Annotated in this window: 16 protein-coding genes and 3 pseudogenes; 12 read left to right on the top strand and 7 right to left on the bottom strand. The window is 74.4% G+C overall.

The window, feature by feature from the left end:
- Nucleotides 1-88: 88 nt before the first annotated feature.
- Nucleotides 89-1,024: a MerR family transcriptional regulator gene (locus tag ACFFHU_RS24970; RefSeq protein WP_377342674.1), complete on the top strand. Its 936-nt coding sequence runs from the start codon at nucleotides 89-91 to the stop codon at nucleotides 1,022-1,024.
- Nucleotides 1,025-1,037: 13 nt separating this feature from the next.
- On the opposite strand, the gene ACFFHU_RS24965 is transcribed toward ACFFHU_RS24970, so the two are convergent.
- Nucleotides 1,038-1,514 carry a GNAT family N-acetyltransferase gene (locus ACFFHU_RS24965; RefSeq protein ID WP_377342673.1) on the bottom strand — a complete coding sequence of 159 codons (477 nt, stop codon included), beginning with the start codon at nucleotides 1,512-1,514 and terminating at the stop codon, nucleotides 1,038-1,040.
- Nucleotides 1,515-1,566: 52 nt separating this feature from the next.
- Nucleotides 1,567-1,971, bottom strand: a complete 405-nt coding sequence (locus tag ACFFHU_RS24960; protein ID WP_377342672.1) for a DedA family protein — start codon at nucleotides 1,969-1,971, stop codon at nucleotides 1,567-1,569.
- A gap of 94 nt (nucleotides 1,972-2,065) precedes the next feature.
- Here ACFFHU_RS24960 and ACFFHU_RS24955 point away from each other — a divergent pair.
- Nucleotides 2,066-2,201 (top strand): annotated as a pseudogene (locus tag ACFFHU_RS24955) (DNA-binding response regulator); the annotation flags it as partial.
- A gap of 113 nt (nucleotides 2,202-2,314) precedes the next feature.
- A complete protein-coding gene (locus ACFFHU_RS24950; RefSeq protein ID WP_377342671.1) occupies nucleotides 2,315-2,650 on the top strand; it encodes a nucleoside triphosphate pyrophosphohydrolase family protein in 336 nt (111 codons plus the stop codon).
- Nucleotides 2,651-2,680: 30 nt separating this feature from the next.
- On the opposite strand, the pseudogene istB reads toward ACFFHU_RS24950, so the two are convergent.
- The 3 genes and pseudogenes from istB to ACFFHU_RS24935 form a co-directional block, all read right to left on the bottom strand.
- A pseudogene (gene istB / locus ACFFHU_RS24945) lies at nucleotides 2,681-3,447 on the bottom strand (IS21-like element helper ATPase IstB).
- Nucleotides 3,448-3,648, bottom strand: a complete 201-nt coding sequence (locus tag ACFFHU_RS24940; RefSeq protein ID WP_377342670.1) for a hypothetical protein — start codon at nucleotides 3,646-3,648, stop codon at nucleotides 3,448-3,450. It lies immediately after the preceding pseudogene.
- Entirely contained in the window at nucleotides 3,645-3,899 is a 255-nt protein-coding gene (locus tag ACFFHU_RS24935; RefSeq protein WP_377342669.1) for a helix-turn-helix domain-containing protein, read from the bottom strand. The genes ACFFHU_RS24940 and ACFFHU_RS24935 overlap by 4 nt, the downstream gene beginning before the upstream one ends.
- Before the next feature lie 133 nt (nucleotides 3,900-4,032).
- On the opposite strand from ACFFHU_RS24935, the pseudogene ACFFHU_RS24930 reads away from it, so the two are divergent.
- Both ACFFHU_RS24930 and ACFFHU_RS24925 read left to right on the top strand, forming a co-directional pair.
- Nucleotides 4,033-4,248 (top strand): annotated as a pseudogene (locus ACFFHU_RS24930) (response regulator transcription factor); the annotation flags it as partial.
- A 24-nt stretch (nucleotides 4,249-4,272) separates the two neighbouring features.
- Entirely contained in the window at nucleotides 4,273-4,605 is a 333-nt protein-coding gene (locus ACFFHU_RS24925) for a cupin domain-containing protein (protein ID WP_377342668.1), read from the top strand.
- Nucleotides 4,606-4,754: 149 nt separating this feature from the next.
- Here ACFFHU_RS24925 and ACFFHU_RS24920 read toward each other — a convergent pair whose 3' ends face one another.
- Nucleotides 4,755-5,135 carry a hypothetical protein gene (locus ACFFHU_RS24920; RefSeq protein ID WP_377342667.1) on the bottom strand — a complete coding sequence of 127 codons (381 nt, stop codon included), beginning with the start codon at nucleotides 5,133-5,135 and terminating at the stop codon, nucleotides 4,755-4,757.
- Between the two features lie 494 nt (nucleotides 5,136-5,629).
- A complete protein-coding gene (locus tag ACFFHU_RS24915; protein ID WP_377342697.1) occupies nucleotides 5,630-6,073 on the bottom strand; it encodes a hypothetical protein in 444 nt (147 codons plus the stop codon).
- A gap of 325 nt (nucleotides 6,074-6,398) precedes the next feature.
- On the opposite strand from ACFFHU_RS24915, the gene ACFFHU_RS24910 reads away from it, so the two are divergent.
- The 7 genes from ACFFHU_RS24910 to ACFFHU_RS24880 all read left to right on the top strand — a co-directional run bounded on the left by ACFFHU_RS24910 (nucleotide 6,399) and on the right by ACFFHU_RS24880 (nucleotide 25,800).
- Complete coding sequence (locus ACFFHU_RS24910; protein ID WP_377342666.1) at nucleotides 6,399-8,042, top strand: hypothetical protein; 1,644 nt, start codon at nucleotides 6,399-6,401, stop codon at nucleotides 8,040-8,042.
- Nucleotides 8,039-9,862 carry a trypsin-like peptidase domain-containing protein gene (locus ACFFHU_RS24905; RefSeq protein ID WP_377342665.1) on the top strand — a complete coding sequence of 608 codons (1,824 nt, stop codon included), beginning with the start codon at nucleotides 8,039-8,041 and terminating at the stop codon, nucleotides 9,860-9,862. The genes ACFFHU_RS24910 and ACFFHU_RS24905 overlap by 4 nt, the downstream gene beginning before the upstream one ends.
- Nucleotides 9,855-14,375, top strand: coding sequence for a DUF6603 domain-containing protein (locus ACFFHU_RS24900; RefSeq protein ID WP_377342664.1), 4,521 nt, complete (start codon nucleotides 9,855-9,857; stop codon nucleotides 14,373-14,375). Before ACFFHU_RS24905 ends, ACFFHU_RS24900 begins: the two co-directional genes overlap by 8 nt.
- 97 nt (nucleotides 14,376-14,472) lie before the next feature.
- A complete protein-coding gene (locus ACFFHU_RS24895; protein ID WP_377342663.1) occupies nucleotides 14,473-15,636 on the top strand; it encodes a Kelch repeat-containing protein in 1,164 nt (387 codons plus the stop codon).
- Nucleotides 15,633-18,830, top strand: coding sequence for a hypothetical protein (locus tag ACFFHU_RS24890; protein ID WP_377342662.1), 3,198 nt, complete (start codon nucleotides 15,633-15,635; stop codon nucleotides 18,828-18,830). The genes ACFFHU_RS24895 and ACFFHU_RS24890 overlap by 4 nt, the downstream gene beginning before the upstream one ends.
- Complete coding sequence (locus ACFFHU_RS24885) at nucleotides 18,827-24,046, top strand: hypothetical protein (RefSeq protein ID WP_377342660.1); 5,220 nt, start codon at nucleotides 18,827-18,829, stop codon at nucleotides 24,044-24,046. Before ACFFHU_RS24890 ends, ACFFHU_RS24885 begins: the two co-directional genes overlap by 4 nt.
- Entirely contained in the window at nucleotides 24,043-25,800 is a 1,758-nt protein-coding gene (locus tag ACFFHU_RS24880; RefSeq protein ID WP_377342659.1) for a hypothetical protein, read from the top strand. The genes ACFFHU_RS24885 and ACFFHU_RS24880 overlap by 4 nt, the downstream gene beginning before the upstream one ends.
- The last annotated feature ends 17 nt before the right edge of the window (nucleotides 25,801-25,817 follow it).

The following is a 25,817-nucleotide window of genomic DNA, read 5'->3' as shown; positions in this document are numbered from 1 at the left end:
GCGGACCTGGCGCCCGGCGGGCCTCCGCCTCGGACCCGGGGCGCGGCGGACTTGCGTCTCCCCCGAGGGGAGGCGGCAGGCTGGCAGCATGGATCACGAGCCGTGGTACTCGATCGGTGAGCTGGCCCGGCGGACCGGTCTGACGGTCAAGGCCATCCGGTTCTACGCCGACCGCGGCATCGTGCCGCCGACCGGCCGCGACCGCAACGGCCACCGGCGGTACGACGGCGCCGCCGCGGCCCGGCTGGACCTGGTACGGACGCTGCGCGAGCTGGGCCTGGACCTGGCAGGCGTCCGCGCGGTGGTGGACCGCGAGGCCCCGCTCGCCGAGGTGGCCGCCACCCACGCCGATGCGCTGGCCGCACAGATCCGGGTCCTGCGCGTGCGGCACGCCGCGCTCACCGTCCTGGCGAACCGCCGGGCCACGACCGAGGAGCTGGAACTCATGCGCGACCTGGCCGGATTCGCCGCGGAGGAACGTCGACGGCTGGTCGACGGCTTCCTCGACGCCGTCTTCGACGGGCTGACCCCGGCAGCCGAGTTCGCCGGGATCAGACAGTCGATGACCCCGTACCTGCCCGCGGAGCCCACAGCCGAGCAGCTCGAGGCGTGGGCCGAGCTGATCGCGCTGGCGCAGGATCCAGAATTCCGGGCCGGCCTGCGCCGGCTCGCCCGGTTGCACGCAGCCGATCGGGCGGGTACCGACGGCGTGGTCCGCCGGGACGCCGTCGCCACGGCCCGGGACCAGGTCGCTCCGGCGTTGGCCTCGGGTGTCGAGCCGACGTCGCCGGCGGCGGAGCGGGTCGTGACGGCGGTCCTGGCCCGCTACGGCCACGACCTGGGCCGCCCGGTGGATCCCGCGCTGCGGCGCCGGCTGCGGGATCGGCTGGAGTCCGTGGCGGACCCGCGGCGGGAGCGCTACCTGCGCCTGCTCTGCGTGGTCAACGGCTGGCCGGTCGGGGACGACGTCACCCCGGCGGTGCGGTGGTTGCGCCGCGCTCTTGGCGCTCGTACGGCGGCGTGACCGGCCTCCGCCGTCACTTACTGAACGGCCGCTCGACCCACACCGCGTCGGGCCAACCGGCGCGTTCGTTGGCCTCGCGGCGAATTTCGACGAATCCGTGCGCGGCGTAGAAGCTGGCCGCGGACGTGTTCCCGTCGATGTACTCCAGCCGCACCGGACGTCCGCCGGCGTGATCGAACAATTCCCTGATCAGCGCCGAGCCGATTCCTGCGCCCTGAGCCTCGGGGACCACGTAGAGCTTCCAGATGACCGGACACTCACCGCGAACATCGATGTTCCCGGTGCCGACCACAGCTCCGTCATCCTCCGCGACGAGCACGGTGGTGTTCGCAAGGCTTCGCCTGATCGCCTCGGCCGACCACCACGTCTCCAGCCCATGGGTGATGTACCCAGGGCCGGCGAACCCGTACGTCGTCGGCCACGTTCGCCGGCCGACAGCGATGATCGACTCGATGTCGTCCGGGCCCGCCCTGCGAATCGTCACGGTCATCACGAGATCATCCCAGCCGCGGCAGGCGCGGCGTCAGCGTGGAGGGCCGCGTTCAGGAACGCGTCGAGGGCGCCGTCGGGGTCGTCGCGGCGCGGTCCGGGCACCGCGGGGTCGCGGCCGCGGTGGCCGGCGCCGCGAGCACCGTCAGCGCGGCCAGCGCCGTGGTCGCGCCGACCAGCGCCCGGTACGGGCGGCCGCGCCGGCTGGGCCGCCGCCGGATCAGTCGGGCGAGGCCGCCGCAGGCGGAACTGAGACCCAGGGCGACGACCAGGCCGGGTAGGGGGTTCCGGACGAACGCCGCGCCGCCCAGGTAGCCGAGCCCGGTGATGTACGCCGACCAGGCCAGGGCCGCGACCGCCGACGCCGGGCTGAACCGCGACAGCGGCAGCCGGGTCGTGCCGCAGGCCGCGTTCATCGTCACCCGGCCGCCCGGCAGGAAGCGGGAGGCCAGGATCAACAGACCGCGCCGGTCGAGTGGCCCAGCGGCCGTGGCGACCGCCCGACCCAGCCGCGCCCAGCGGTTGATCAGCCGCGGGCCCAAGACGCTGCGAGCGGCGTTGCGGGCCGGGGCCAGCGGGTTCCTGCTCAAGGACAGCGAGCCCGAGGACCTGCTCCGGGCCGTCCGGGTGGTCGCCGCCGGCGAGGCGCTGCTCGCGCCGAGCATCACCCGCCGGCTCATCGAAAACTTCGTCGAGACGAGGCCGCGGGCGTCCGCCGCCACCTGTCGGCGTACGAGTTCAGGGGTCCAGGTAGGTACGAATGAACGGGACCAGGTGCTGCTGCCGTTGTAGGTTGCGGTTATGGATCTTGAGAGATTGAGGTTGAGAGCGGTTGCGATCGCTGAGCTGTATGACCGTCACAACGTTGCGGCGGGTCGCGGAGCTTGGAGCACGGGCGATCTGGCGTTGGGGTTCGTTGGTGACGTTGGGGATCTCGCGAAGCTCGTGATGGCTGTCGACGGGCGCCGTGAGATCACTGACGCTCGTGAGCGGCTCGGTCATGAGCTGGCCGACTGTCTCTGGTCGGTGTTGGTTCTTGCTGACCGATACGGCGTCGACCTGGCTGCGGAATTCGCGCGAATGACGGCAGGGATTGAGGAGCACCTCGAAGCGCGTGGCCTGCGCGGGGCCGGGTAGCTGCTGGAATGGCGAACCCCTGGATCGACGTCAGGCGACGTTGGCTTGGCCGTCGATGGCGGTGAGGCGGTTCATGAGCCGGTAGCTGGGTCCGTTGATCGCGACGACGTCGCAGTGGTGCAGGAGGCGGTCGAGGATGGCGGTGGCGAGGACTTCGTCGCCGAAGACCTGGCCCCATTCGCCGAAGCTCTTGTTCGAGGTGAGCAGGTGGAGCCCTTCTCATATCGCTTGGAGATGACCTGGAAGACGAGGTTGGCCTGGGCACGTTCCAGTGGCTGGTAGCCGACCTCGTCGATGACCAGGACGTTGGGGCGTAGGTAGGTGTGCAGCTTGCGGGCCAGCCGCCCGATGTCGTCGGCGGCGGTGAGGTGGCGGACCATGTCGTCGAGGCTGGTGAAGTAGACGGTGAACCCGGCTCGGCAGGCGGCAACCGCCAGGGCGACGGCGATGTGGGTCTTCCCGACTCCGGGCGGGCCGAGCAGAGCAACGTTGGCTTTGGCCTGCACGAACGCGAGGGTGGCCAGATCCCGGATCATGCGCGGGTCCAACTCAGGCTGGAATGCGAAGTCGTATTCGTCAAGGGTCTTGTGATGCGGCAGCTTCGACAGGCGCAACGCCGAGCGGAAGCGACGCTCGTCGCGGACGGCCTGCTCTTCTTCGAGGACCAGGTCGAAAAAGTCCAGGTAGCCCATGGCCTCGGTGTCGGCGCGGGCCGTGAGGTCCGCCAGGGTGCGGGCCAGGTGCGGCAGGCCGAGCCTGGTGGCGGTGGCCCGGATGCGGTCGGCGTACGAGGTCACTCACGAGGTCGTGCCCTTCGGATAGCTGCGTGCGGTGGTGAACGGAGCGGTGCCGGCGATCTGGTCATAGACCGATAGCGGCCGGCGGTCGACGGTGACCTGGGCCGCCGCGGCCCGGTTCAGTAGCGCCTGCAGATACAGCTTCACCCGCTGGTAGTTGCCAGTGAACCCATACTGCTCGACCAGCCGCTCATGGATCACGTGCCCTTGAGCAGCAGCTCCGCCCGCAACCACCCGTCGATCACATGCGCGAACGGAGTCAACACCGACGCACGTCCGCCTGCCCGCGGCCGCCGTTGCGGCGGCGCCGGCGGCGCGTCCTTCGCCAGATACTTGCGCACCGTCCTGCGGCCCATCCCGGTCTCCCGGGCGATCTGAGAAATGCTCAGCTCCGCCTCATGCAGCGCACGAAACCGACGTAACTCCAGCCACCGCTCCGACCGCAGGACCATCGCCGCCTCCGCACCAGCTCATACCGGGCGAAGTCTCACTCACCGGACAGCCAACAGCCCCGCCGACACGCCGCACCTGGGTCCCGTTCATTCGTACCTACCTGGACCCACGAACCCGTACGCCGACACCACCGCCCTGAACGGGCTCACCGACCGGGAGCGGGAGGTGCTGCGACTGATGGCCCTCGGCATGTCGAACGCCGAGATCGCCGCGGCGCTGTTCATCGCCGAGCAGACCACCAAGACCCACGTGAGCCGGATCCTGCAGAAACTGGGCCTGCGCGATCGCGTGCAGGCCGTGGTCCTGGGCTACGAGTCCGGCCTCGTCAAACCCGGCAGCGGCGGCTGACCCGATCGGCGGTAGCCTGCGTCCGTGGCGGACTTCGTGATGCGGCGCTGGGACCTACGGCCGGTGCCCTATCCGCAGGCCCCGCCGCACATCCACGACCGGGGCGACGAGGGCTTCGCGGTCCTGGACGGCCTACTCGACGTCACGCTCGGCACCGAGGTACGCCGCCTCGGCAGCGGAGAGTTCCTGATCGTTCCGGCCGGCACCGTGCACACGTTCGCCACCGTCGACGACATCCCGGCCTCGGTCATCGTGACGATGACCCCGCAGATCGACGCCCTCGTCCGCGAGTTGCACCGGGTGCCCGACGAGGAGCGGCCGGCGGTCTGGGCCCGCTACCACTCCCGGATGATCTAAGCGCGCGCCGCCGCGAGCACGGTCGACTGACGCCGACGACCTGCCGGCGGCGCGGGCCGACGCCGAGGCGGGCGCCTCGGCGCCACGAGCCGAAGCCGAACTGGGGAGGATTGTCGTCGCTGGGGCGACAACAATCCTCCCCACTCTGGTCAGATGAGCGCACCGGCCAGGCAGAGCGCGGCGATGCCGGCCGGCCATCCGAGGAGCAGGCCGAGCCCGACGCCGCGGTTGCCCTGTAGCACGAGCACCCCGCCGGTGACAGCACAGCCCAGGAACAGGACAAGCTCCAGCGCGATGGTCAACAGATTCACCATGAACAGCGAGTCCGGCGTCGCGTAGTGAATGAAGGTGTACATCGAGTAGAGCCAGCCGCCACCCGCGAGCGCCTGCCCGACGAGCGGGATGGCGGCGCCGCCGGCCATCTGCCAACCCTGCAGCGGACGACGGGCCGGTGGCTCGAGCGGCGGCACGGGTGCCGGCTCGATGGCCGGCGACCCCGATCCGGTCCTTGCCGTCTCGTTCTTCCGCACCGCGCGGTACCGTCGGACCTTCTACCGCGCGATCCTGGCGCCGTCCGCGCCGCCACCGGTCGCGGTGGTAGGCCGAGGAACCAGGCTCGGTTCAGAATCCGGAGAACACATTGGAGCCGTTGCCGGGGAGCAGTGAGTCACTGACCCATCCGTACGCTCCGTCATGAACGTTCCTGAGGCACGTCCAGGTCGCGCTCCCGGGAAGGTGCCGGGCCGCATGTCGCGCTGACTCCATCCGTCTGTCTGCGGTAACTGCTGGAGTCGAGATTCGAGCCGGCCTTGCCGTAGGCCGACGCGGTCCCGCGAACCCGACAACCGTGCCCACCGAAGCCACCAGCGTTGTCACAACCATAGACATAACCTGGTCCGTCGTGCTGCCCCCCATGTCCAGCTCCCTGCCTCAGACACGACATGGTCAGGCCTGCGCATCTATGAGCCTAGGTGCAGCAGACTCGGTGGGAAACGATCGAGAGCGCGACCCGCCGGCTTGCCGGTCATCCGTCCGGGGTGAACAGGCCCTGGATGCCGACCACGATCGCGATGAGGCCGAAGACCGCGAGCAGCAGGCCGACGCCGGTGGGCCCGCCGGGCCGCTCGGCGCGCGCCCCCGGTAGCCCAACGTGCTCCGGTAGCCCGGCGCGCCTCTCCGATCGGCCGGCGTGCGGCTCCGCCCGCCCAGTGAGCCGGCGCCACAACAGGGCCAGGCCGACGCCGACGCCGACCACCTCGAAGTGGAACACCCGCGGGCCGGAGACCAGGTGGACGATGAGGTAATAGCCGCCGGCCGCCAGCGCCACGAGGCCGACGATCCAGGCGTACGGGGCGGCGCGGTCGGCCAGCCGGCCCAGGTCGTCGCCGACCCGGGGCACCAGCCGCAGCAGCACGGCGGCGAGCAGGAACCCGCCGACGATGTTGGCGAGATCGAGCAGCAGCGCCATGATCACGACAGTCTCCCTCCGGGCGCGGGAATCGGGCCGTGGGAGCGTACCCAGGTTTCTCAGCCGGTGCGGGACCAACCGGCGTCCGATCGCGGGCCCGTGATGCGGTACCTGATCCTCGGCCGCGGTGACACCCCGCCCGTGGTGCGGGAGATCCTGCGCAGCGGTCGGGTCCGAGATCCGACACCGGCACCGCCACCTGCGGGTGTCTTCCGGCCACGGCGCCGGCGGCGGGCCCGGCGCGCTCGGCTGTCGGATTCCTAACCGCGGCGCCCGACGGCACGTGGTGTCGTCATCGGGTGGCTGACAGCAGTGGCGTTACCTCATGACGGTCGATGATGAGCGCCTCATCGCGATAAAGGCACGCGCCGCCGCCGAGTTCCTGACCCGGCCGGACGTGACGGCCGTGGGGCTCGGCGGACGGGAACGGAACGGTCGGCCGACCGGCGAGATAGTCCTCAAGGTGTTCGTCGTGCGCAAGCGCCCGCTGGCCGAGTTGGCCGCCGGCGAGGCGTTGCCCAGCGAGTTCGAGGGCGTCGGGGTGGACGTGTCGCAGCTCGCTCCCTCCGAGCCGGACACCGACCCCGACGGTGAGGTGGACGACGGGCCGGAACAGCCGGTCGGGTCGGCGCGGGTGCCGCGCGGCGCCGGCGACGACGACAAGTACCGCCCGCTGATCGGCGGCGTCCAGGTGCAGACCGCGCACCGGAACGCCGGCACCGGCACCCTCGGCGCGATCCTCGTGCACCAGACCGACCCCGCCCAGGTCTTCGCGCTGACCAACTTCCACGTCGTGGACAGCGGCAGCGAGGACGCCGAGGCCGGCGTCACCCGGGTCGGCCAGCCGACCAACTTCGCCAGCTCCACCCGGTGCTGCTCGCACCAGTTCGGCACGTTCCGGGCCGGCGCCCGGGACGCGGTGCGAGACGCCGCCGCCGTCCGGCTGGATCCGGGCACCCAGTGGATGGCCGAGATCGTGGACGTCGGGGTGGTCGCCGGCACCCACACCATCACCGTGGCCGAGGCCGCGACGCTGACCTACTCGGTCCGCAAGCGCGGGGCCAAGACGCGACTCACCGGGGGAGTGGTCGAGGCGATCAACGCCGACCACACGTCCGGCGAGATCACCCGGCACAACGTCATCATCGTCCGGCCCCGGTTCAACCCGGCGGTGCCCGACGACCAGATCACCTACTTCGCCGACCACGGCGACTCCGGCGCCGTCGTGCTCAACGACGACAACGAGGTGGTCGGCCTGCACTTCGCCGGGTCCGTCGACGAGGACCTGGGCATCCGTAAGGGCATCGAGCTGCCGATCGACGTCATTCTCGGCGCCTTCGCCAGCGACGACGGGCTGCCGCTGGCCCTGGCGACCGCCGACGACACCGGCGTCGTGCAGACCGTTCCCGGCGCCACCCTGCGGGTGCCGGAGGAACTGGCGCCCGCGCTGTCGACCCCGGAGCCGGGGGTGCGGGTCCTCGCACCACCCGGCACTCACCTCCTGCCCGGTGTGGTGGGACCCAGCGAAGACCTGCTGGCCGCGGTGCGCGCCCGGCTCGACACGACCCCGCGGGGGCGGGCGCTGGTCCGGCTGTGGGTGGAGCACCAGGCCGAGTTGGTGCGGCTGGTCAACGAGCACCGCCGGGTCGCGGTCGTGTGGCACCGCTGCGGCGGCCCCGCGCTGGTGCAGACGCTCATCCGGATGGCCGGGCGGCCCGATCTGCGGCTGCCGCTCACGGTCAACGGCCAGCCGTTGTCCGACTGCCTGGGCCGGATCCACGACGCGTTCGCGGCCCAGGGATCACCCCCGTTGCGCGCCGCGCTGCGGGCCGCCCGGGACGCGCTGCCCGACCTGGCCGGCCGCACGTACCCGGAGATCGTCGCCGCGCTCGACGGCCCGGCGCCGGTCGCGACGGCCGCGGCCCCGGCGTCCGTCGTGGCGGCCGCCGGGGGAGGGGAGCGACGGTGACCTACGACGAGGCGTACGTCGAGCGCGCGATCGAGGTGCAGAACGCCAACAATGCCCGGCTGCTCGGCCTGCCCGGTGTGCGCCGGGTGGCGCTGGGCTGCAAGGAGGTCGACGGCGTCTCGACCGACCGGCTCGCCATCCGGGTGCACGTGACCCGCAAGCGGGCGGCGGCTTCCGTTGCGGCGGAGGAGCTCATCCCGGCCACCATCGACGGCATCCCGGTGGACGTCATCGACCCGGCCCGGGAGGCCCGGGTGGAGCCGGTCTCCGCGCTCGCCCCGGTGCCCGGCGCCGTCATGACCTCCGGCATGTTCAGCGACTCCAGCCTGCGCAGCGAGGTGCAGCGGCCGGTCATCGGCGGCGTCCAACTCATGTCGGCGGCGTTCATCCGGCCCGAGTTCCCGAACAAGGGCGCGCACGCCGCCGGCGGCACGCTCGGCTGCCTGCTGTGGGACCGCGACCACCACGAACGCGGCTACGTGCTCACCTGCCAGCACGTCATCGACTCCGACGGCCAGGCGTTCGTCGACCGCGGCGACACGAAGGTGGGCTCGCCGGACACCCAGACCAAGTCGACCTGCTGCGGCACCGACAACATCATCGGGGTCTACCTGGACGGCGCGCATCCCGGCGGGCAGAGCGACCAGGCGGTCGTCACCCTCCGGGCCGGGATGCGCTGGCAGCCGCGCGTCCTGGAGGTCGGTCGGATCCCCGTGCACACCCCGGTGCAGCGGGCGGACCTGGTCACCCTGATGACCGGCAAGGGTCAGGTCCGCAAGCGCGGCGCGCGCACCGGCCTGACCGGCGGCATCATCGCCGAGATCAACGGCACCGACGGGACGGCGTTCTTCGCCATCCGGATCCGGCCGAACAACAACCCGGCGGCGCGCTCGGGCGACCGGCTCGTCTTCGCCGACAAGGGTGACTCCGGCGCGGCGCTCGTCGACGACGACAACCGGGTCCTCGGTATCGTGACCGCCCGCTTCAAAAGCGGCGGCGAGGGCGGTGATTCCCTGCCCGAGGGCGACGGCATCGAACGCATCTCCGGTCGGGCGCTGCCGATCAACCGGGTCCTGCAGAATCTGCACACCATTTTCGACCACCGTACGCCGCCGCTCACGCTGCGGCTCGAGGTCGCCATGTCCAACTCGGACGCCGAGGTGTTCACCGTCCCGGGCGGCGGCTCGACCGTCGCCGTACCGGCCGAACTGGCCCCGCTGGTCGACACCGCCACGTTCCTCGGCGGCCGCGACCCGGACGGCGCCGTGCGGGCGCCGGTGGGCCGGGCCTGGTTCACCGCCGACGGCCCCACCCCGGACCGGTTGGCCGCCGTGCGCCGGGCCCTCGAACCGACCGTGGTCGGCGGCCGGCTCACCGCCTTCTGGGACCGGCACCAGCGGGAGCTGATGGCGCTGATCAACAACGACCGGCGGGTCACGCTGGCCTGGCATCGTGGCGGCGGGGCGGCGATCTTCCAGGCGCTGGTCCGGATGATGAGCCAGCCCGACCTGGCGCTGCCGGAGACGATCTCCGGCACGCCGGTCGCGGTCTGCGTCGACCGGCTGGCCGCCACGCTGGCGCAGCGCGGCAGCCCCGCCCTGGCCGAGGACCTCCGCGGGCTGCAAGCCATCATGCCCGACATCGGCGGCCGGACCGTGCCGGAGCTGCTGGTGGCCTTCGGCGCCGAGCCGGTCGAGCTGGCCGCCGTCGGAGCGCGCAGCGGCGGCGGCGCGCAGCCGGGCCGGAGCCCCGGCGCACAGACCGCAGGCGGCGTCGGGGCGCGGGCCAGCGGCGATGGGGCGGAGGTGGACCGTGGCTGAACAGGCGGGCACCATCGAGCTGGTGGCGCTGGAACTGGCCCAGCTGCTCGGCCGGCTCGCCGGCAAGCTCACCGACGACGAGGTCCTGGACACCCTCGAGGAACTCGGCGTCCGCTTCCCCGACCAGCTGCTCACCGACCCGGCGATCACGGCGGCCCGCACCACCATCACCACCGTCACCGGGCAGCTCGACGAGCTGGTCAAGAACCTCACCACCGCCATCGACGGCGGCGACACCGCGTCGGTGGTCGGCGCCTCGCTGGCCCTGGTCACCCAGCTCGGCCGGATCACCGCGGCGATCCCGGAACTGGCCGCCGCGCTGCAGAGCCGCGGACCGACGCTGCCCGGCATCACCGCGGCGATGGTCAACGATCTCGTCACCGACCTGCCGCGCAAGCTCACCGACCTGCTCCTGGCCGACCTGCTGCAGCTGACCCCCGGTGGCGCCGCGATCCTCACCCTGCTCGGCGTGCTCGAGCGCACGTTCGTGGCGGGTGACCCGGGCAACCCGGCCCTGCCCCCGCACGAGAAGGTGTCCGTCCACCTCGACCGGCTGGTGCCGGCCCTCACCGACCCGGTCGGCCACCTGCGCGCCCTGTACGGGTGGGGCGCCGGCACGTTCGACGCGGCGCGGCTGCTCACGGCGCTGGAGACCGCGCTCGCCCGGCTCGGCCTGCCGGTGCTGCTGGTCCCCGGGGCGGCGCCGGAGCTGCAGGCGTTCGCCGTCACCGTGCGGCCCACCGCCGACGGCGCCGGGCTGGACGTCTCGCTCGCCCTCACCGCCACGGCAAGCGCCGGGTTCGACGTGCCCGTGTCCCCGCCCAACTGGACGGCGCACGTCGGGCTCGCCGGCGGGCTGGCCGCCGAGACCCACGGCACGCTGCGGCCGCCGCTGGACATCGCGCTGTCCCCGCCGTCCGGGACGCTGACCGGCGAGGTCACCGTGGCGCTGACCCGCGCCGCCGCGGAGCCGTTCGTGCTGCTCGGCCAGGCCGGCGGCAGCCGGCTGGAGTTCGCCGGGCTGCGCCTGGACGGCGCGCTGCGGCTGGCCCTCGACCCGACCTCCGGGCAGTTCCGCGCCGCCCCGGAAGCCAGCGGCGAGATCACCGGCGGCCGGCTGGTCATCGACCTGTCCGGCGGCGACGGGTTCATCGCCACGGTCACCGGCGGCGGCCGGATCGAATCCGAGTTCGGCGTCGGATTCGCCTTCACCCCCGAAACCGGGCTGCGGTTCCACGGCAGCGGCGGGCTGGAGATCGCCGTGCCGGTCCACGTCGAGGTGGGACCGGCCGAGATCACCACGCTGTACCTGGCGGCCCGGCCGACCGGCGGCGCCGTGCCGGTGGAGCTGTCGGCCGGGATGTCGGCGCGGCTCGGACCCGTCTCGGCCGCGGTCGACCGGATCGGCGTGGTGGCCGACCTGGGCTTCCCCAGCGGCGGCGGCAACCTCGGACCGGCCAACATCGGGTTCGCCTTCAAACCGCCCAACGGCGTCGGCCTGTCCGTCGACGCCGGCCTCGTCGTCGGCGGCGGCTACCTGTTCGCCGACCCCGACCGGGGCGAGTACGCCGGCGCGCTGGAGCTGGAGTTCGCCGACTTCCTCGCCCTGAAGGCCATCGGACTGATCAGCACCCGGATGCCCGACGGCTCACCCGGCTTCTCCCTGCTGGTCGTGCTCACCGCCGAGTTCGGCGGCACCGGCATCCAGCTCGGCTACGGCTTCACCCTGCTGGCCGTCGGCGGCATCCTCGGCCTCAACCGGGGGATGAACCTGTCCGCGCTCGTCGAGGGGGTGCGCACCGGCGCGGTCGACGCGGTGATGTTCCCCCGCGACGTGGTGGCCAACGCGCCCCGGATCCTCAGCGACCTGCGGTCGTTCTTCCCGGCCGAGGCGGGCACGTTCCTCATCGGACCGATGGCCAAGATCGGCTGGGGCACGCCCACGCTGATCAGCGTCTCCCTCGGCGTGGTCATCGAGATCCCCGGCAACCTGGCCGTGCTCGGCGTGCTGCGGGCCGTGCTGCCCACCGCCGAGCTCCCGCTGCTGCAACTGCAGGTCGCGTTCGTCGGCGCGCTGGAGTTCGACAAGCAGCGGCTGTGGTTCTTCGCGCAGATCTTCGACTCGCGCATCCTCACCATGCCGCTCACCGGCGGCATGGGCCTGGTGGTGGCCTGGGGCGACAACCCCGACCTGGTGATCACCGTGGGCGGGTTCCACCCGGCGTTCCGGCCGCCGCCCCTGCCGTTCCCGGTGCCGGATCGGCTCGCGGTGGACGTCCTCAACCGCGCCGGCCAGCTCATCCGGGTCTCCGGCTACTTCGCCATCACGAGCAACACCGTGCAGTTCGGCGGCCGCGCCGAGCTGAAACTCGGCTTCGGCGGGTTCGGCATCGAGGGGCACCTCGGCTTCGACGCCCTCTTCCAGTTCTCCCCCTTCCACTTCGTCGTGAGCGTCGACGGCGGCGTCTCGCTCAAGGCGTTCGGCGTCGGGCTGTTCCACATCACCCTGCACTTCCAGCTCGAAGGACCGGCGCCGTGGCGAGCCCACGGCCGCGGCTCGATCGGCTTCCTGTTCTTCGAGATCTCCGCCGACTTCGACATCACCTGGGGCGAGTCCCGGGACACCACGCTGCCGCCGGTGGACGTGCTGCCCCTGCTGGCCGCCGAGATCACCAAGGTCGAGGGCTGGCTCACCCGGCTGCCGTCCGGGCGGGGCGCCCTGGTGAACCTGCGGACCCTGCCGGCGACCGACGAACTGGTCCTGCACCCGCTGGGCACCCTGGTGGTCCGCCAGCGCGCGCTGCCGCTGGACATCCGGGTCGACCGGATCGGCGCCCGCCGGGCGCGCGACGGCAACCGGTTCTCCGTCACCCCCGTCGCCGGCAGCGGCTTCGCCCTGGTGTCGGTGACCGGGGACAAGTTCGCGATGGCCCAGTACCAGGACCTCAGCGACGCCGAGAAGCTGTCCCTGCCCGCGTACGCCGACCAGGACGCCGGCGTCGAGCTGGCCGGCCAGCAGGGCGCGCTCGCCTCGGCCCGGGTGGTCCGGCGCAGCGCCCGGTTCGAGGCGATCGTCGTGGACAGTCGGCGCCGGACCGGGCTGCGCGCCGAGCCCACCGTCGTGGCCACCCCGGCCCGGCGCACCCTCACCAGCGTCAGCCCGGCCGTCTTCGGGCAGCTGCTGGCCGGCAGCAGCACCAGCCGGTCACCGCTGTCCCAGCAGGACGCCCGGCGACGCCAGCCGTTCGCCGCCGAGGACACCGTCACGCTGGGCAACCAGCGGTTCGTCGTGGCCTACGTCCGGAACAACCAGCAGGCCTTCCCGCCCCGCTCCGGCCCGGCCACCCTGCCCGGCGGCGCGGCGGCCGCGACGTTCCGCAGCCGGGCCGCCGCGCAGGACGCGCTCGCCGACTGGGTACGGGCCGCGCCCGGCCTCGCCGGCACCGTGCACGTCATCCCGGCCGCGGACGCGGCCGCGCCGCTCGCCGTCCCGAACACCTGGTCGGTGGCCGGACCGTTGCCGACCCCGGCCGCCTGGACCACGCCGGGCCCGCCGGCCGTACGCCTGCGCGACGGGCGGCTGCTGACCGTCTCCGGCGGCGCGGCCGCGCTGTTCGACCCGGTCGGCGGGGTGTGGTTGACCGGCCCCGCGCCGCACGCGCCGCACGACGGCCACACCCTCACCCTGCTCGCCGACGGCCGGGTCCTGCTGGCCGGCGTCGGCCCCGAGATCTACGACCCGCTCGCCGGCACCTGGACGGCCACCGGCGCGGCAAGCCCCCGGGCCGGGCACTCGGCGACGCTGCTGCCCGACGGCACCGTCCTGGTCGCCGGCGGGGAGCACGACGGCCGACCGGTCCACCCGGTCGAACGGTTCGATCCGGCCACCGGCGCCTGGACCGTGACCGCCCCGCTGACCGTGGACCGCAGCGGCCACCAGGCCGTCCGGCAGGACCACGGCCGGGTCCTGGTGATCGGCGGGGAGCTGCTGACCGGCGGACCCCGCCGGGCGATCGCGGACTGCGAGATCTTCGATCCGGCGACCGGACGGTGGACGCCCACCGGCGACCTCGGCGCCGCCCGGGCCGCGCACACAGCCACCGCGCTGCCCGACGGAACGGTGCTGGTCACCGGGGGAGACCGGGTGGGCGTACGGGCCGACGGCAGCTACCGCGCCGGCAGCCTCGACAGCGCCGAACGGTTCGACCCGGCGACCGGCGCCTGGACGCCGGCCGCGTCGCTGCCCGGGCCGCGGACCCGGCACCGCGCCGTCGCGCTGCCGACCGGCGCGGTGCTGCTCGTCGGCGGCACCTCCGGACCCGGCTTCACCGCCGGCTACCGGAGCGTGACCAGCTACGACCCGGTCCGCGACCGGTGGTCCGCAACGGGCGGCCTGACCACCGGCCGCTGGTCCGCAGCCGTGGCCGACCTGGCCGACGGCCGGATCGTGGTGGCCGGTGGCCTCGTCGCCCCGGGCCAGCCCACCGCCGGCACCGAGATCTTCACCCCGTGACCACCCGCCGATCCGCACGGCCCCGCCCGCCCGCTGACCCCCAGTCCACGACCGCCCGCCGACGACCCGGCAGCCGCGCTGAGCCCAGGGAGACCCGATGACCACCGCCACCCCGACCGCCACCGGCGCCTGGACGCCGGCCGGTGACCTGGCGCCCACCGCCACCTGGGACGGGCAGCACGACGGCGCCGTGCTGCTGGCCACCGGCGCCGTCCTGGTCGCCGGGGGCGCCGACGCCACCTCGGCGCCGCTGGCCCGGGCCGCCGTGTTCGACCCCGCCACCGGCCAGTGGACCGTGACCGGCGCGCTGCACACCCCGCGCCGGCTGCACACGGTGACGGCGCTCGCCGACGGCCGCGTCCTCGCGGCCGGTGGCACCAGCGCCGGCGCCCAGTTCCCCGCCCCGGCGCTGGCCGGCGCGGAGATCTACGACCCGGCGAGCAAGGCCTGGACCGCCGCGGCCGCGATGCACACCGCCCGCTGGGGCCACAGCGCCGCCCGGCTGCCCGACGGCACCGTCCTGGTGGCCGGCGGCACCGCCGTCCGGTCGGCGCAGTCGCTCGGCGCGCTGCGCTCGGCCGAACGGTTCGACCCGGCCACCGGCGCCTGGACCGAGACCGCGCCGATGACCGACGCGCGCACCGGCCACCTCAGCCTGGTCCTCGGCAACGGTCAGGTGCTCGTGGTCGGCGGCAGCGTGCCGACCGGGCACGGCGACGAGGCCGCCCTGGCCTTCTGCGAGCTGTACGACCCGGCCGCCGACCGGTGGACCCCGACCGGCAGCCTGCTCGTGCCGCGCAGCCGGCACCAGGCCGTGCTGCTGTCCCCGACCTCGGTCCTGGTGACCGGGGGCAGCCCGCCGGGCCCCGCCGACGACGCCTCGTTCGACCCGTTCAGCCGCGCCACGGCCGAGCTGTACGACCAGGCCACCGGGGTCTGGTCGGCCGCCGCCCCGATGCCGTCCGGCCGCAACCGGCACCGGGCCGTCCCGCTGGGCGGCGGCCGGGCCCTGGTGATCGGCGGCGCCGACGGCATCCGCGACGGCGTCGGGTTCGCCGGCGCCCTGCTCTACGACGGCGATCACTGGGCGCCGGCCGGGGGGCTCGGCGTCGGCCGGTGGGGCTGCGCCGCCACCGCCCTGGCCGACGGCCGGGTCCTGGCCACCGGCGGGGTGACCCGCAGCGGGCAGGCCACCGCCGGCGGCGCCGGCGTCGAGCTGACCGGGACGACGGAGATCTTCACCCTGGCGGTCGTCCCGTGACCGTCTACTCGTTCCTGCCGTGGCTGCGGACCGGCCTGGCCACCCACCTCACCGGCGCGCCCGGCACGGCGGCGCGGGCCAGTGTCGACGTGCCGCTGCGGCTCGCCGCCGAAACCCCCGGCGGGGTGGTGACCACCGACGTCAGCCGCGCCGTCCAGCTGTACGGGCCGGGTGACGTCATCGGCGTCGACCCCCGGGCCATCTCCCGCACCGAGCCCCGCCCCTGGATCACCAACGTCGAGGCGAACTTCCTGGCCCACATCGAGTTCTACGACGAGGACTTCCCGTGGCGCTACAGCCCCGCGCCCGGCGGGCCCGCGGCCGGCCGGGTCGCGCCGTGGCTGGCGCTGGTCGTGCTGGCCGCCGGCCGCGACCCGCAGGACGGGAACGGCGAGTTCGACGAGGGCGTGAGCGCCGACCGGCCGCTGCCGTTCATCACCGTCCACGACCCGCGGCACACCCTGCCGGCGCCCGACCAGCTCGGCGCCTGGGCCCACGTCCACGTCGACGCCGACCTCGCCGGGCAGGTCACCTCCGACGACATGAGCGTCGCGCTGCCCGCCCTGGCCGCGGTGCTGGCCGGCAACGCCGACAACGCCAACGCCCGGCTGCTGTGCCCGCGCCGGCTCGCCCCGGACACCAACTACCACGCCTTTCTCGTCCCGGCCTTCGAAACCGGCCGGCTCGCCGGCCTCGGGCTCGACCCGGCCGGCGCGCCCGCGGCGCTGCACCCCGGCTGGGGCGTGGACTACCCGGGCCAGCCGCTGCCGGGCACCCTGCCGTACTACCACCGCTGGTTCTTCACCACCGGCAGCGGCGGGGACTTCGAATCGCTGGTCCGGCTGCTGCGACCGCGCGTGCCCGACGAGCGGGTCGGCCGGCGCGACCTCGACGTGCACCGTTCCCCCGGACTCGGCCTGCCCGGCATCACCACCCCGGCGGCGATCGACGGCGTGCTGCGCCTCGGCGGCGCGCTGCGGGTGCCCGGACGCGCGCCCGACATCTTCGACCGGTGGGACGAGCCGTACCCGCACCCGTTCCAACGCGCGCTGGCCACGCTGATCAACCTCTCCGACGACTACCTCGGCCAGGCGCCCACCGACCCGGTCCTGACCCCGCCGCTGTATGGCCGCTGGCACGCGCAGACCGCCCGGCTGCTCACCGCCCGCGACGGCAGCCCGGCGGACAACGTCCACAACTGGGTGCACCGGCTCAACCTCGACCCGCGGTTCCGCGTCGCGGCCAGCTACGGCACCCGGGTCGTGCAGGACCGCCAGGAGGAGTTCATGGCGGCGGCCTGGGCGCAGGTCGGCGACGTGCTGGCCGCCAACAACCGGATCCGGGCGGCCCAGCTCGCCCGCGAGGTCGGCCACGTGCTGCAGACGCGCCACCTGGCCGCGCCGCCGATCGCCACCGCCCGCCGCGGGACCGGGCCCGCCGGCGCGTACCGGTTGCGGGCCGGGCGGGATTCCGTGGCCCGCGCCGGGCTCGACCCCGCGGACCGGTCCCGGCCCGGGCCCGTCCCGGCGGCCGGCGCCGGGCCGGCCGCCAACGCCCCGTTGTCGGGCCGGGCGCTCACCCTCACCGCGCCCGCCCACTCCCGGGTCACCACCACCACCGTCCTGCCGGGCGCCAGCGGCCTCGTCGCGCAGCGGACCGAGGAGATCGCCGTCGGCTTCAAGGTGGCCACCAGCCGCGTCGGCACCGCGCCGGTGTCCCCGGCGATGCGCCGGATCACCCGACCCGGCTCCCGGCTCATGACCGCGCTGCCGTTCGACCCGGATCGGCCGGCCGACGCGCTGCTGCCCCGGCTGGACGACCCCGCGGACAGCCTCACCGCCGCCCCGCCGAAGCGGACCCCCGGGGCCGTGGTGACCGGCGAGGAGCTGGACCGCACCCTGCACCCCGCCGGCCTGCCGGCGCTGCCCACCAGCGCCGACTTCGTCATCACCCTGCCCGGCGATCCCCGGGTGCCCACCCCCGGCGGCCCGGACAGCCCCGACGCGGCGCGGTTCAAGGCCGCGCTGGCCGACGCCGCGGCCGCGAACGCCGCCGCCGAGCTGGCCGGCCGCACCGACGAGCGGGTCGCGCTGGACGTGGCCGGCTCGACCGTCGCCGTGCTCGACGGGCTGCGGGCCGACCACACCGTGCCGAAGGCGCTGCTCACCGCCGTCAGCCTGCCGGAGCGGCTGCAACCGTTCGCCGAGCGGTTCATCGAGGCCATGGCCTACCCGGTGATCGACCTGCCGATGTATCGCAGCCTGCTGGACCAGTCGGTCGACACGTTCGTGCCCAACCTCAACCTGCTGCCGCCGGACACTGTCACGCTGCTGGAGACCAACCAGGAGTTCATCGAGGCGTTCCTGGTCGGCCTCAACTACGAGATGGGCCGCGAGCTGCTGTGGCGGGAGTACCCGACCGACCAGCGCGGCACCCCGTTCCGCCAGTTCTGGGACCCGCGCACCGCGCCGGCCCGGCCCGGCGAAGACCCGGCGCAGCGCCGCGAACGGCTCTACGACATCGCGCCGATCGACCGCTGGCCGCTGGCCAACCCGCTCGGCGGCAACGACAACCGGGAAGCCGGCGGCGCGCAGCAGGACGACCTGGTGCTGGTGATCCGCGGCGAGCTGCTGAAGAAGTACCCCACCGCGGCCATCTACGCGCACAAGGCCCGCTGGCAGCCCGACGACGCGCACCCGGATCCGCAGCAGGAACGCGTACCGGTCGACCTGCTCGACCCGGCGCACCCGAGCGCCGCCGAGATCCGCCTGCCGCTGTACGAGGCGAAGATCGAACCCGACGTCTACCTCCTGGGGTTCGACCTGACCGCCGACGAGGCCCGGGGGGCCGACGGCGGCGACGCCGGCTGGTTCTTCGTCATCAAGGAACGGCCCGGCGACCCGCGCTTCGGCCTCGACCTCGACCGCGCGGACCGGGTCGAGGTGTGGAACGACCTGTCCTGGCCCGACGTGGACCCGCACGGCAGCGGGTTCATCACGCTCGACGGCGCCACCACCCCCGTCCCGCTGCAGGAGTTCGACGACCCGGTCGACGACGCGGAGAAGGCCGACCAGCACGCCGAGGACCTGTCCCTGCCGCTGTGGCACGCCGGGCTCAGCTCCGCCGACATCGCCTACATCCTGTTCCAAGCGCCGGTCCTGATGGCCGTGCACGCCGAGGAGATGCTCCCGTGACCAGCACCGCGCTCAGCGACGACTTCCCGGTCCTGCTCGGGCCGGTGCGGGTCGAGACCCGGTTCACCCCGACCGAGCTGCTGGTCCGGGTGTTCCCGGACGACTGGGCGATCGACACCTTCGAGCCCAAACCGAGTCCTGCCGAGGTGAGCGCGGTCGACGCGTACTGGATCGCGACCTGGCGGGCCGGCGCGGACCCGGCGGCCCGGCAGGCCGCGTTCGACGAGCTGACCGCCCGCGTCCCCGCCGGCCGGGCGGCCTGGCTGGTGCGGACCCGGGTGCCGGCCAACCCGGCCGACCAACCGACCACCGTGCCCGCCGGCGCCACCGTGCTGGTCGTGGTCACCGCGCAACCGGTGCCGGCCGCCGACCGCGCCCCCACGGTCACGTACTGGACGGCCGTCTGGCGCGCCCACGGCGACCGGCGCCGGATCCGCGCCGCGGACACCGCCCTGCAGGCGTCGGTCGGCGGCGCCCGCGCCGCCACCATCCGCGGCCGCCGCCCTGCCGGGCTCGACGCCGCTGCCGTCGACCCGAGCGACAGCGTGCTCGTGGCGTTCCTCGTGCTGCCGGCCCCGCCGGCCGGCGCCGTCGCCGGGCAGTCCTGGACCCAGGCCGCCCGGGCCCGGCTGCTGCCCGACCGGTTCACCGTGCTCGGGTACGTCGGCGGCCAGCAGGTGCTGAGCGCGACCGGCGCGCCGGTGCCGCAGACCCTGACGGTCAGCCCGGACCCGGCCGCCGCCGACCAGCTCTCGGTCAACGAGCAGACCGGCGCGCTGCACGTGCCGGACGACCTGCGCTGGCTCACCGACTTCACCCGGGCCGTGCAGGTCGGGATGGGCCTGCGGATCCCGCTCACCGACCAGCTCCGCGGCGGGCTCGACCGGCTCGTCGTCCTCGGCCTGCGCCAGCAGTCCACCCCCGCGCAGAGCGCCGCCGACCTGGCCGACCTGATCACCCGGCAGGTCCGCAGCCCGGCCGGGTACCGCCTGCTGCCGCAGGTCACCCCGACCAACAACACCGAACAGGCGCCGGCCGGCGCCGACACCACGGTCGGGCCCGCCGCCGGCGGCGCCTCCGCCACGCCCGCCGGCGCCTCTGCCACGCCCGCCGGCGCCGCCGGGGCCGGCAGCGGTACGCCCGCCGCCCCGGCCGACTGGCTGACCAGGACCGACGGTCATTGGCTGGCCGACCTGCTCGGCGTCGACCCGGCCATCCTGACCGGGATGCCCAATGCCGGGCAGACCGACCAGCGCGACGCCCGAGCCGCCAACCTCGCCCTGTGGCCCGCGACCTGGGGGTCCTACCTGGAGACGGCGCTGCACCCGCTGCTCGACGAGGCCGACGTCGAGCAGACCCGCCAGTTCTTCACCCGGTACGTCTCAGGCCGGGGCGCGCTGCCCGCCGTCCAGATCGGCCGGCAACCGTACGGTCTCCTGCCGACCACCGCGTTCGGCAGGCTGGCCTGGCCCGACCAGCAGGCGCACCGGCGCCGGTTGCGGCAGCTGCTGGACGCCGCGGTCGCGGACTGGCGGCACGCCGCGGCCACCTCGGTGGCCCGGCTGCCCCGGCCCGGCGACCCCGCCCCGGGCGACCCGCACCAGATCCTGCTCGACATCCTCGCCCTGCACCCCACCTCGGTGGAGTTCTACCAGCGGTACGCGCGCAGCGTCGAGGAGGTCTACAACCGGGAGAATCTCGCCGGCCTCGGCCCGACCGTGCTGCCCGCGCTCGACCAGCTGCACCTGCCGCAACCGATCCGCGCCCTGCTCGCCCGGCTCGGCCACCCGTCCGGGGACGACCCCGACCTGATCCGCCGGCTCTTCGCCGAAACCCAGCACCCGCTGCTCGGCCCGCTCGTGGACGACCGGCCGCTGTCGGAGAGCGCCGCCGTCCGCCCCTACACCACCGACGGGCGCAACTACCTGCGCTGGCTCGCCGACCTCGCCGACACCGACCTCGACGCGGTCCGGCTGGAGACCGGCTTCGCCGACGACCGGCCACCGGCGGCCCTGCTCTACCTGCTGCTGCGGCACGCGGTGCTGCTCGGCTGGGCGGACACGGCCCGCCGGCTCGCCGTGGCCGCCGGCAGCCCCGACGTGCCCAGCCCGGCCGACCCGCCATTCGTGCACGTGGCCACCGCCACCGGCACCGAGAGCCGGTTCGGCAAGCTCTACTCGCCGGACCCGGCCGTCACCGGCGACCCGCACCGGCTCGTGGTCGACGCCATCCCGGCCGCCCTCGCGCAGGGCCGGCCCGGCGTCGCCGCCCTCGCCGAGCAGGTCCAGGGCCTCGACGCCCTCGCCGACCTGGCCACCGGGAAACTCGAACGGGTCCTGGTCGAACACCTCGACTGCGCCACATACCGGCTCGACGCCTGGCGGCTCGGCCTGGCACACGAACGCCTCGCCGAGCTGCGATACGGCGTGAACGGCGGCGCCGGCAAGCCGCGCGGCCTGCACCTCGGCGCGTACGGCTGGCTGGAGGACGTCCGACCCCGCACCTCGACGCTGACCCCGGTGCAGCTGAGCGGTGCGCTGGCCCAACTGTTCACCCCGCCCGGCTCCACGCCCCTGCTGCACGACCCGGACAACGGCGGCTTCGTCCACGCGCCCTCACCGGGTCAGGCCACCACCGCGGCCGTGCTGCGGGCCGGATACCTGGCCAACGCCACCCCGGACAACCCCGGCTCGTTCGCCGTGGACCTCAGCTCGGACCGGGTACGGGTCGCGCTCACCATCCTCGACGGCATCCGCCAGGGCCAGTCGCTGGGCGCGATGCTCGGCTACCGCTTCGAACGCGGCCTGCACGACCGGTTCGCCCAGGCCGAACTCGACGCCATCATCGGGGCCCTGCGCGGCGCGTTCCCGCTGCGCGCCGGTCGCCTCTCCACGCCCGAGCCGGGCACCCCGGCCGAGCTGATCGAGGCGCGCACCGTCATCGACGGCCTGGAACTGGTCCGGCGGGTCACCCGGACCGACGACACCCGCTACCCGTTCGGCGCCCCCGGACTGCCGCCGGCCACCCCGGCCCAGCTGGACGCCATCGACGCCGAGGTCCAGCGACTCCTGCAGATCCACGACGCGGTCGCCGACCTCGCCGTGGCCGAGAGCACCCACCAGGCCGTCTCCGGCAACCCGGAACGGGCCACCACCACGCTGGACGCCTTCGCGAAGGAGGGCTTCCCGCCCGACCCGGCGATCATCCACACCCCCCGTACCGGCGTCACCCTCACCCACCGGTTCGGCCTGCAGCTCAAGCCCGGCCTCAACCCCGGCGGCGGCCCGCCGCGCAGCCGCGCCGAACCGGCCGTCGACGACTGGCTGCGCGGCATTCTCCCGGACGACGGCGACGTGGTCGCGCTGGTCACCTGGACCGACCCGGTCACCGGCGCCGCCCGCAGCCGGCAGGTCGCCCAGCGCGACCTCGGGCTGGCCCCCATCGACCTGCTCTGGGCGCTGCGCCCCACCGGCGAGGCGGACCGAAGCGACCTCGACGACCGCATCGTCGGCGCGGTCCTCGCGCACGACCCGCCGCGCCCGGACAGCGTGCTGACCATCGAATACACCCGCCCCGTGGATCAGAAGGTGACGTTCTTCCAGCTGTCACCGCTGGTGGCGGCCCTGCGGACGCTGCTGACCACCGCCCGGCCGCTGCGGCCGACCGACCTGGTGCCGGCCGCCGGGACCGCCGACGTCGACCGGTCCGCCGACGACGCGGTGACGGTACGGCGGGAACGGCCCGCCGCGGTCCGGGCCAGCCTCGCCGCGCTGCGCGACCAGGTCGCCGACTACGTCCACGACCTGACCCAGGCCGTGCCGGACGCCCGCGTCGAGGCCATCGACGTGTTCCTGCGCCGCTACGCCGACCTGGCCATCGCCGCCGGCGGCTTCGGCATGGTCCGCAGCGGCTGGGGCGAGCTGGTGACCTGGCGACGCGCCGTGTTCACCGACCTGCTCGCCGCCGTCGCCGCGACCGCCGACCGGATGGCCGGAAACCTGGCCGACGCCGACGCGCTGATCGCGCAGGAGGCCGCCCTGCCACCCGGGACCCCGGACGAGCAGCGGTTCGCCCTGCTCCAGACGGCCGAACGGCTGCTGCGCACCGCGCCCACCAGCCCCCGACCGGCCCAGCCGGCCCAGCTGCGGGCGATCGTGAAGAACGCCCGTACCGCGTTCAGCCACCGCCTCGGCGACCTGCGCGACCTCGCCGGCACCCACCGCGACACCCTGGCCGGCCTGCTCGACGACGTCGCCGCCCTGCTGCCGCTGACCGCGTTCGACCCGGTCGGCCTCGACCTGGGCCCGTTCCGCGACCGGGTCCTGACCTTCGCCGCCGACCTGCTCACCCGGGCCGGGGCCCTCGTTGCGGACGCCACCGCGCGACTGGCCGCCGCCGACGCGGCCCTGGCCGAATACGACCAGGCGCTGACCGGTCCGGACCGGGTCACCGCGGCGCTGGACGCGCTGCGGGCGCTGCTCGGTGAGGACGCGCTGGCGGTGCCCGAGTTCACCGCCGGCGACCAGCTCGCCGCCGACCTGCGCACGGCCCGCGCCAACAGCGACGACCTGCTCAAGCACCTGTCCCAGACCAACGGCCGGGACTTCCCGGTGGACGACTGGCTGCACGGCGTGGCCCGGGTCCGCGAGGCCCCCCGGCTCTGGGAACGGGTGACGCTGCTCAGCGACGCCCTGCGCGGCCGGGGCGGACCCCCGTTCACGCTGGTGGACCTCACCCTGGAACCGATCCAACTGCCGGTCAAGGCCAACGACCACTGGCTCGGCCTGGAGTTCGCGGCCGGCGCCGAGATCACCGAGGACCGGCTGCTGTTCACCGCGCACTACGCCGACAAGGACCCGCCGCCGCCGGTCAAGCAGCGGTGCGGCCTGCTGCTGGACGAGTGGACCGAGGTCATCCCCAACAAGCGCGAAACCACCGGCATCGCGCTGGACGTCGACCGGCCCGACTCCGAGCCGCCGCAGGCGATGCTGCTGGTCGTTCCGCCGGTCCGCACCGGGAGCTGGCTGGTCGAGGACATCGTCGCGGCGGTGAACGACACCTACGACCTGGCGCAGCTGCGCGCCGTCGAGCCCCAGCACCTCGACGACTCCGCCTACGCCCACCTGCTGCCGGCCACCATCCTGGCCGCGCCGGCGCAGCCGATCACCATCGGCACCGACCTCGCCCTCGGCAACCTGAGGTGGAAGACCCAGTGACTGAGCCCGTACGCATCGCCGACCTGCCCGCCGCCCTCGCGGCCCGCACCTTCCCCACGGTGACCAGGTGGAACCGGCTCGAGGGCCGGCCCCGATCCACCGACTTCGACCGGGCTCTGCGCGCGGAGATCCGCGACCCGCTGTGGATGCTCACCCGGCAGTGGCAGCTCGGCGAGTTCCGCGGCGAGGACGCCGGCTCGCCGGTCACCGCCACCTACTCCGTCGCCGCCGCCCCGCTGAGCGGGACGGCGGACCGGCCCATCGAGGCCGCCGCCGAACGCCGGCAGGTGCCGTTCGCCTTCGGCGCCGACCCCCTCTCGTACGACCTGCGCCTGGCCATCGGCCGGCGCTGGCTCAAGCTCCTCGACGCCGCGCCCCCGCTGCGCCGGTTCCGGCAGGACTACGTGGACCACTACCCGATCGCGGCCCCCGACCCCGCCGCCGACGCGGACACCGCCCGGGTCGCGCATCCGGAGGTGTGGGCCCAGCTGCAGGCGGTCGCCGGACGCCGGATGGACGGGTACGCGCTCTACCGGCACATCGTCGACGGCGGCCACGCCTACGACGGAATCGCCAATGTCAACGGCCCGTTCCGCGGTCAACTCGACACCCTCGGCGGCCGGCTCGTCGCCTGGTTCACCGGCCTCATCGACCAGCCCACCGGGGCGCCCACCTGGGACCCGCGCCGGCTGGAACACCGCTTCTCGGTGACCGCCGGCGGCACCACCCTGACCGCGCCCGAACACCCCGGCGGCACGGTCGACTGGCACTCGTTCTCGGTGACCGGAACCGCCGCGCCGACCGCGCCGACCGTGCTCAACCGGACGGTGTTCCCCGCGCCGGTGCGCTTCTCCGGCATGCCGCTGCCGCGCTGGTGGGCGGTGGAGGACGGCCGGACCAACTTCGCCGCCGTGCAGCCCGACAGCACCGACGTCACCCGGCTGGTGTTCCTGGAATTCGCCCTGGTGTTCAGCAACGACTGGTACCTGCTGCCCTGCGACCTGCCGGCCGTCGCCCTCGCCGAGGTGCAGGGCCTCGCCGTGACCGACGTGTTCGGGGAACGACGGTGGATCACCGCGGCCGGGACCGGCGAGCAGCAGGGGTGGCAGCGGTGGGCCATGTACGCCCTCGGCGCCGAGACCACCGACACGCTCGACCGGCGCCTGCTGCTGCCGGCCACCGCCCCGCAGATCGCCACCGGACCGGCGCTGGAGGACGTGTCCCTGATCCGCGACGAGAACGCCAACCTGGTCTGGGGGATCGAGCGGACCATCCGGCTGGCCACCGGCGAGGGCCGGCGCGGCAGCGAGGTGGTGACCGAGACGCTGGCCCAGCAGAACCGCCTGCACCCGCCGCCCCCGCCGGACGCGCCGCACGCGCCGATCGCGTACGAGGCCATGAACACGATCCCCGAGCACTGGATCCCGTTCCTGCCGGTCCACGTGCCCGGCGACACCCGCTCGGTCCAGTTGCAACGTGCCGCGCTGCCCAGCTCGGTGGACGGCCGCCCGATCCGGCCACACACCGCCCTGCTGCGCGAGGGGCTGGACACCGCCCCGGCCAGGCCGTACTTCATCAACGAGGAGGAGGTGCCAGCGACCGGCACCGTGTTGAGCCTGGCCTTCCGCCGTACCCGGGGACCGGACGGCCGGGTGTCGGTGTGGCTCGGGGCCCGGCGCGGAACCGGCCGGGGCGAGGGCTCCAGCGGCCTGGCCTTCGACATCACCGTGCCCACCGCCCCCGCCGACCGGTGACGACGCCGTCGCCGCCG

The sequence above is a fragment of the Plantactinospora siamensis genome (genome assembly GCF_042434095.1).
In the GTDB taxonomy this organism is placed as follows: Bacteria; Actinomycetota; Actinomycetes; order Mycobacteriales; family Micromonosporaceae; genus KBS50.
This window is presented reverse-complemented; position numbering and strand designations above follow the sequence as displayed.

Excerpts from the sequence above, each read along its gene's own strand:
- ACFFHU_RS24970 (WP_377342674.1), top strand. The coding sequence starts at position 89 with ATGGATCACGAGCCGTGGTACTCGATCGGTGAGCTGGCCCGGCGGACC.
- ACFFHU_RS24965 (WP_377342673.1), bottom strand. The coding sequence starts at position 1,514 with ATGACCGTGACGATTCGCAGGGCGGGCCCGGACGACATCGAGTCGATC.
- ACFFHU_RS24950 (WP_377342671.1), top strand. The coding sequence starts at position 2,315 with ATGGATCTTGAGAGATTGAGGTTGAGAGCGGTTGCGATCGCTGAGCTG.
- ACFFHU_RS24935 (WP_377342669.1), bottom strand. The coding sequence starts at position 3,899 with ATGGTCCTGCGGTCGGAGCGGTGGCTGGAGTTACGTCGGTTTCGTGCG.
- ACFFHU_RS24915 (WP_377342697.1), bottom strand. The coding sequence starts at position 6,073 with ATGGCGCTGCTGCTCGATCTCGCCAACATCGTCGGCGGGTTCCTGCTC.
- ACFFHU_RS24910 (WP_377342666.1), top strand. The coding sequence starts at position 6,399 with ATGACGGTCGATGATGAGCGCCTCATCGCGATAAAGGCACGCGCCGCC.
- ACFFHU_RS24895 (WP_377342663.1), top strand. The coding sequence starts at position 14,473 with ATGACCACCGCCACCCCGACCGCCACCGGCGCCTGGACGCCGGCCGGT.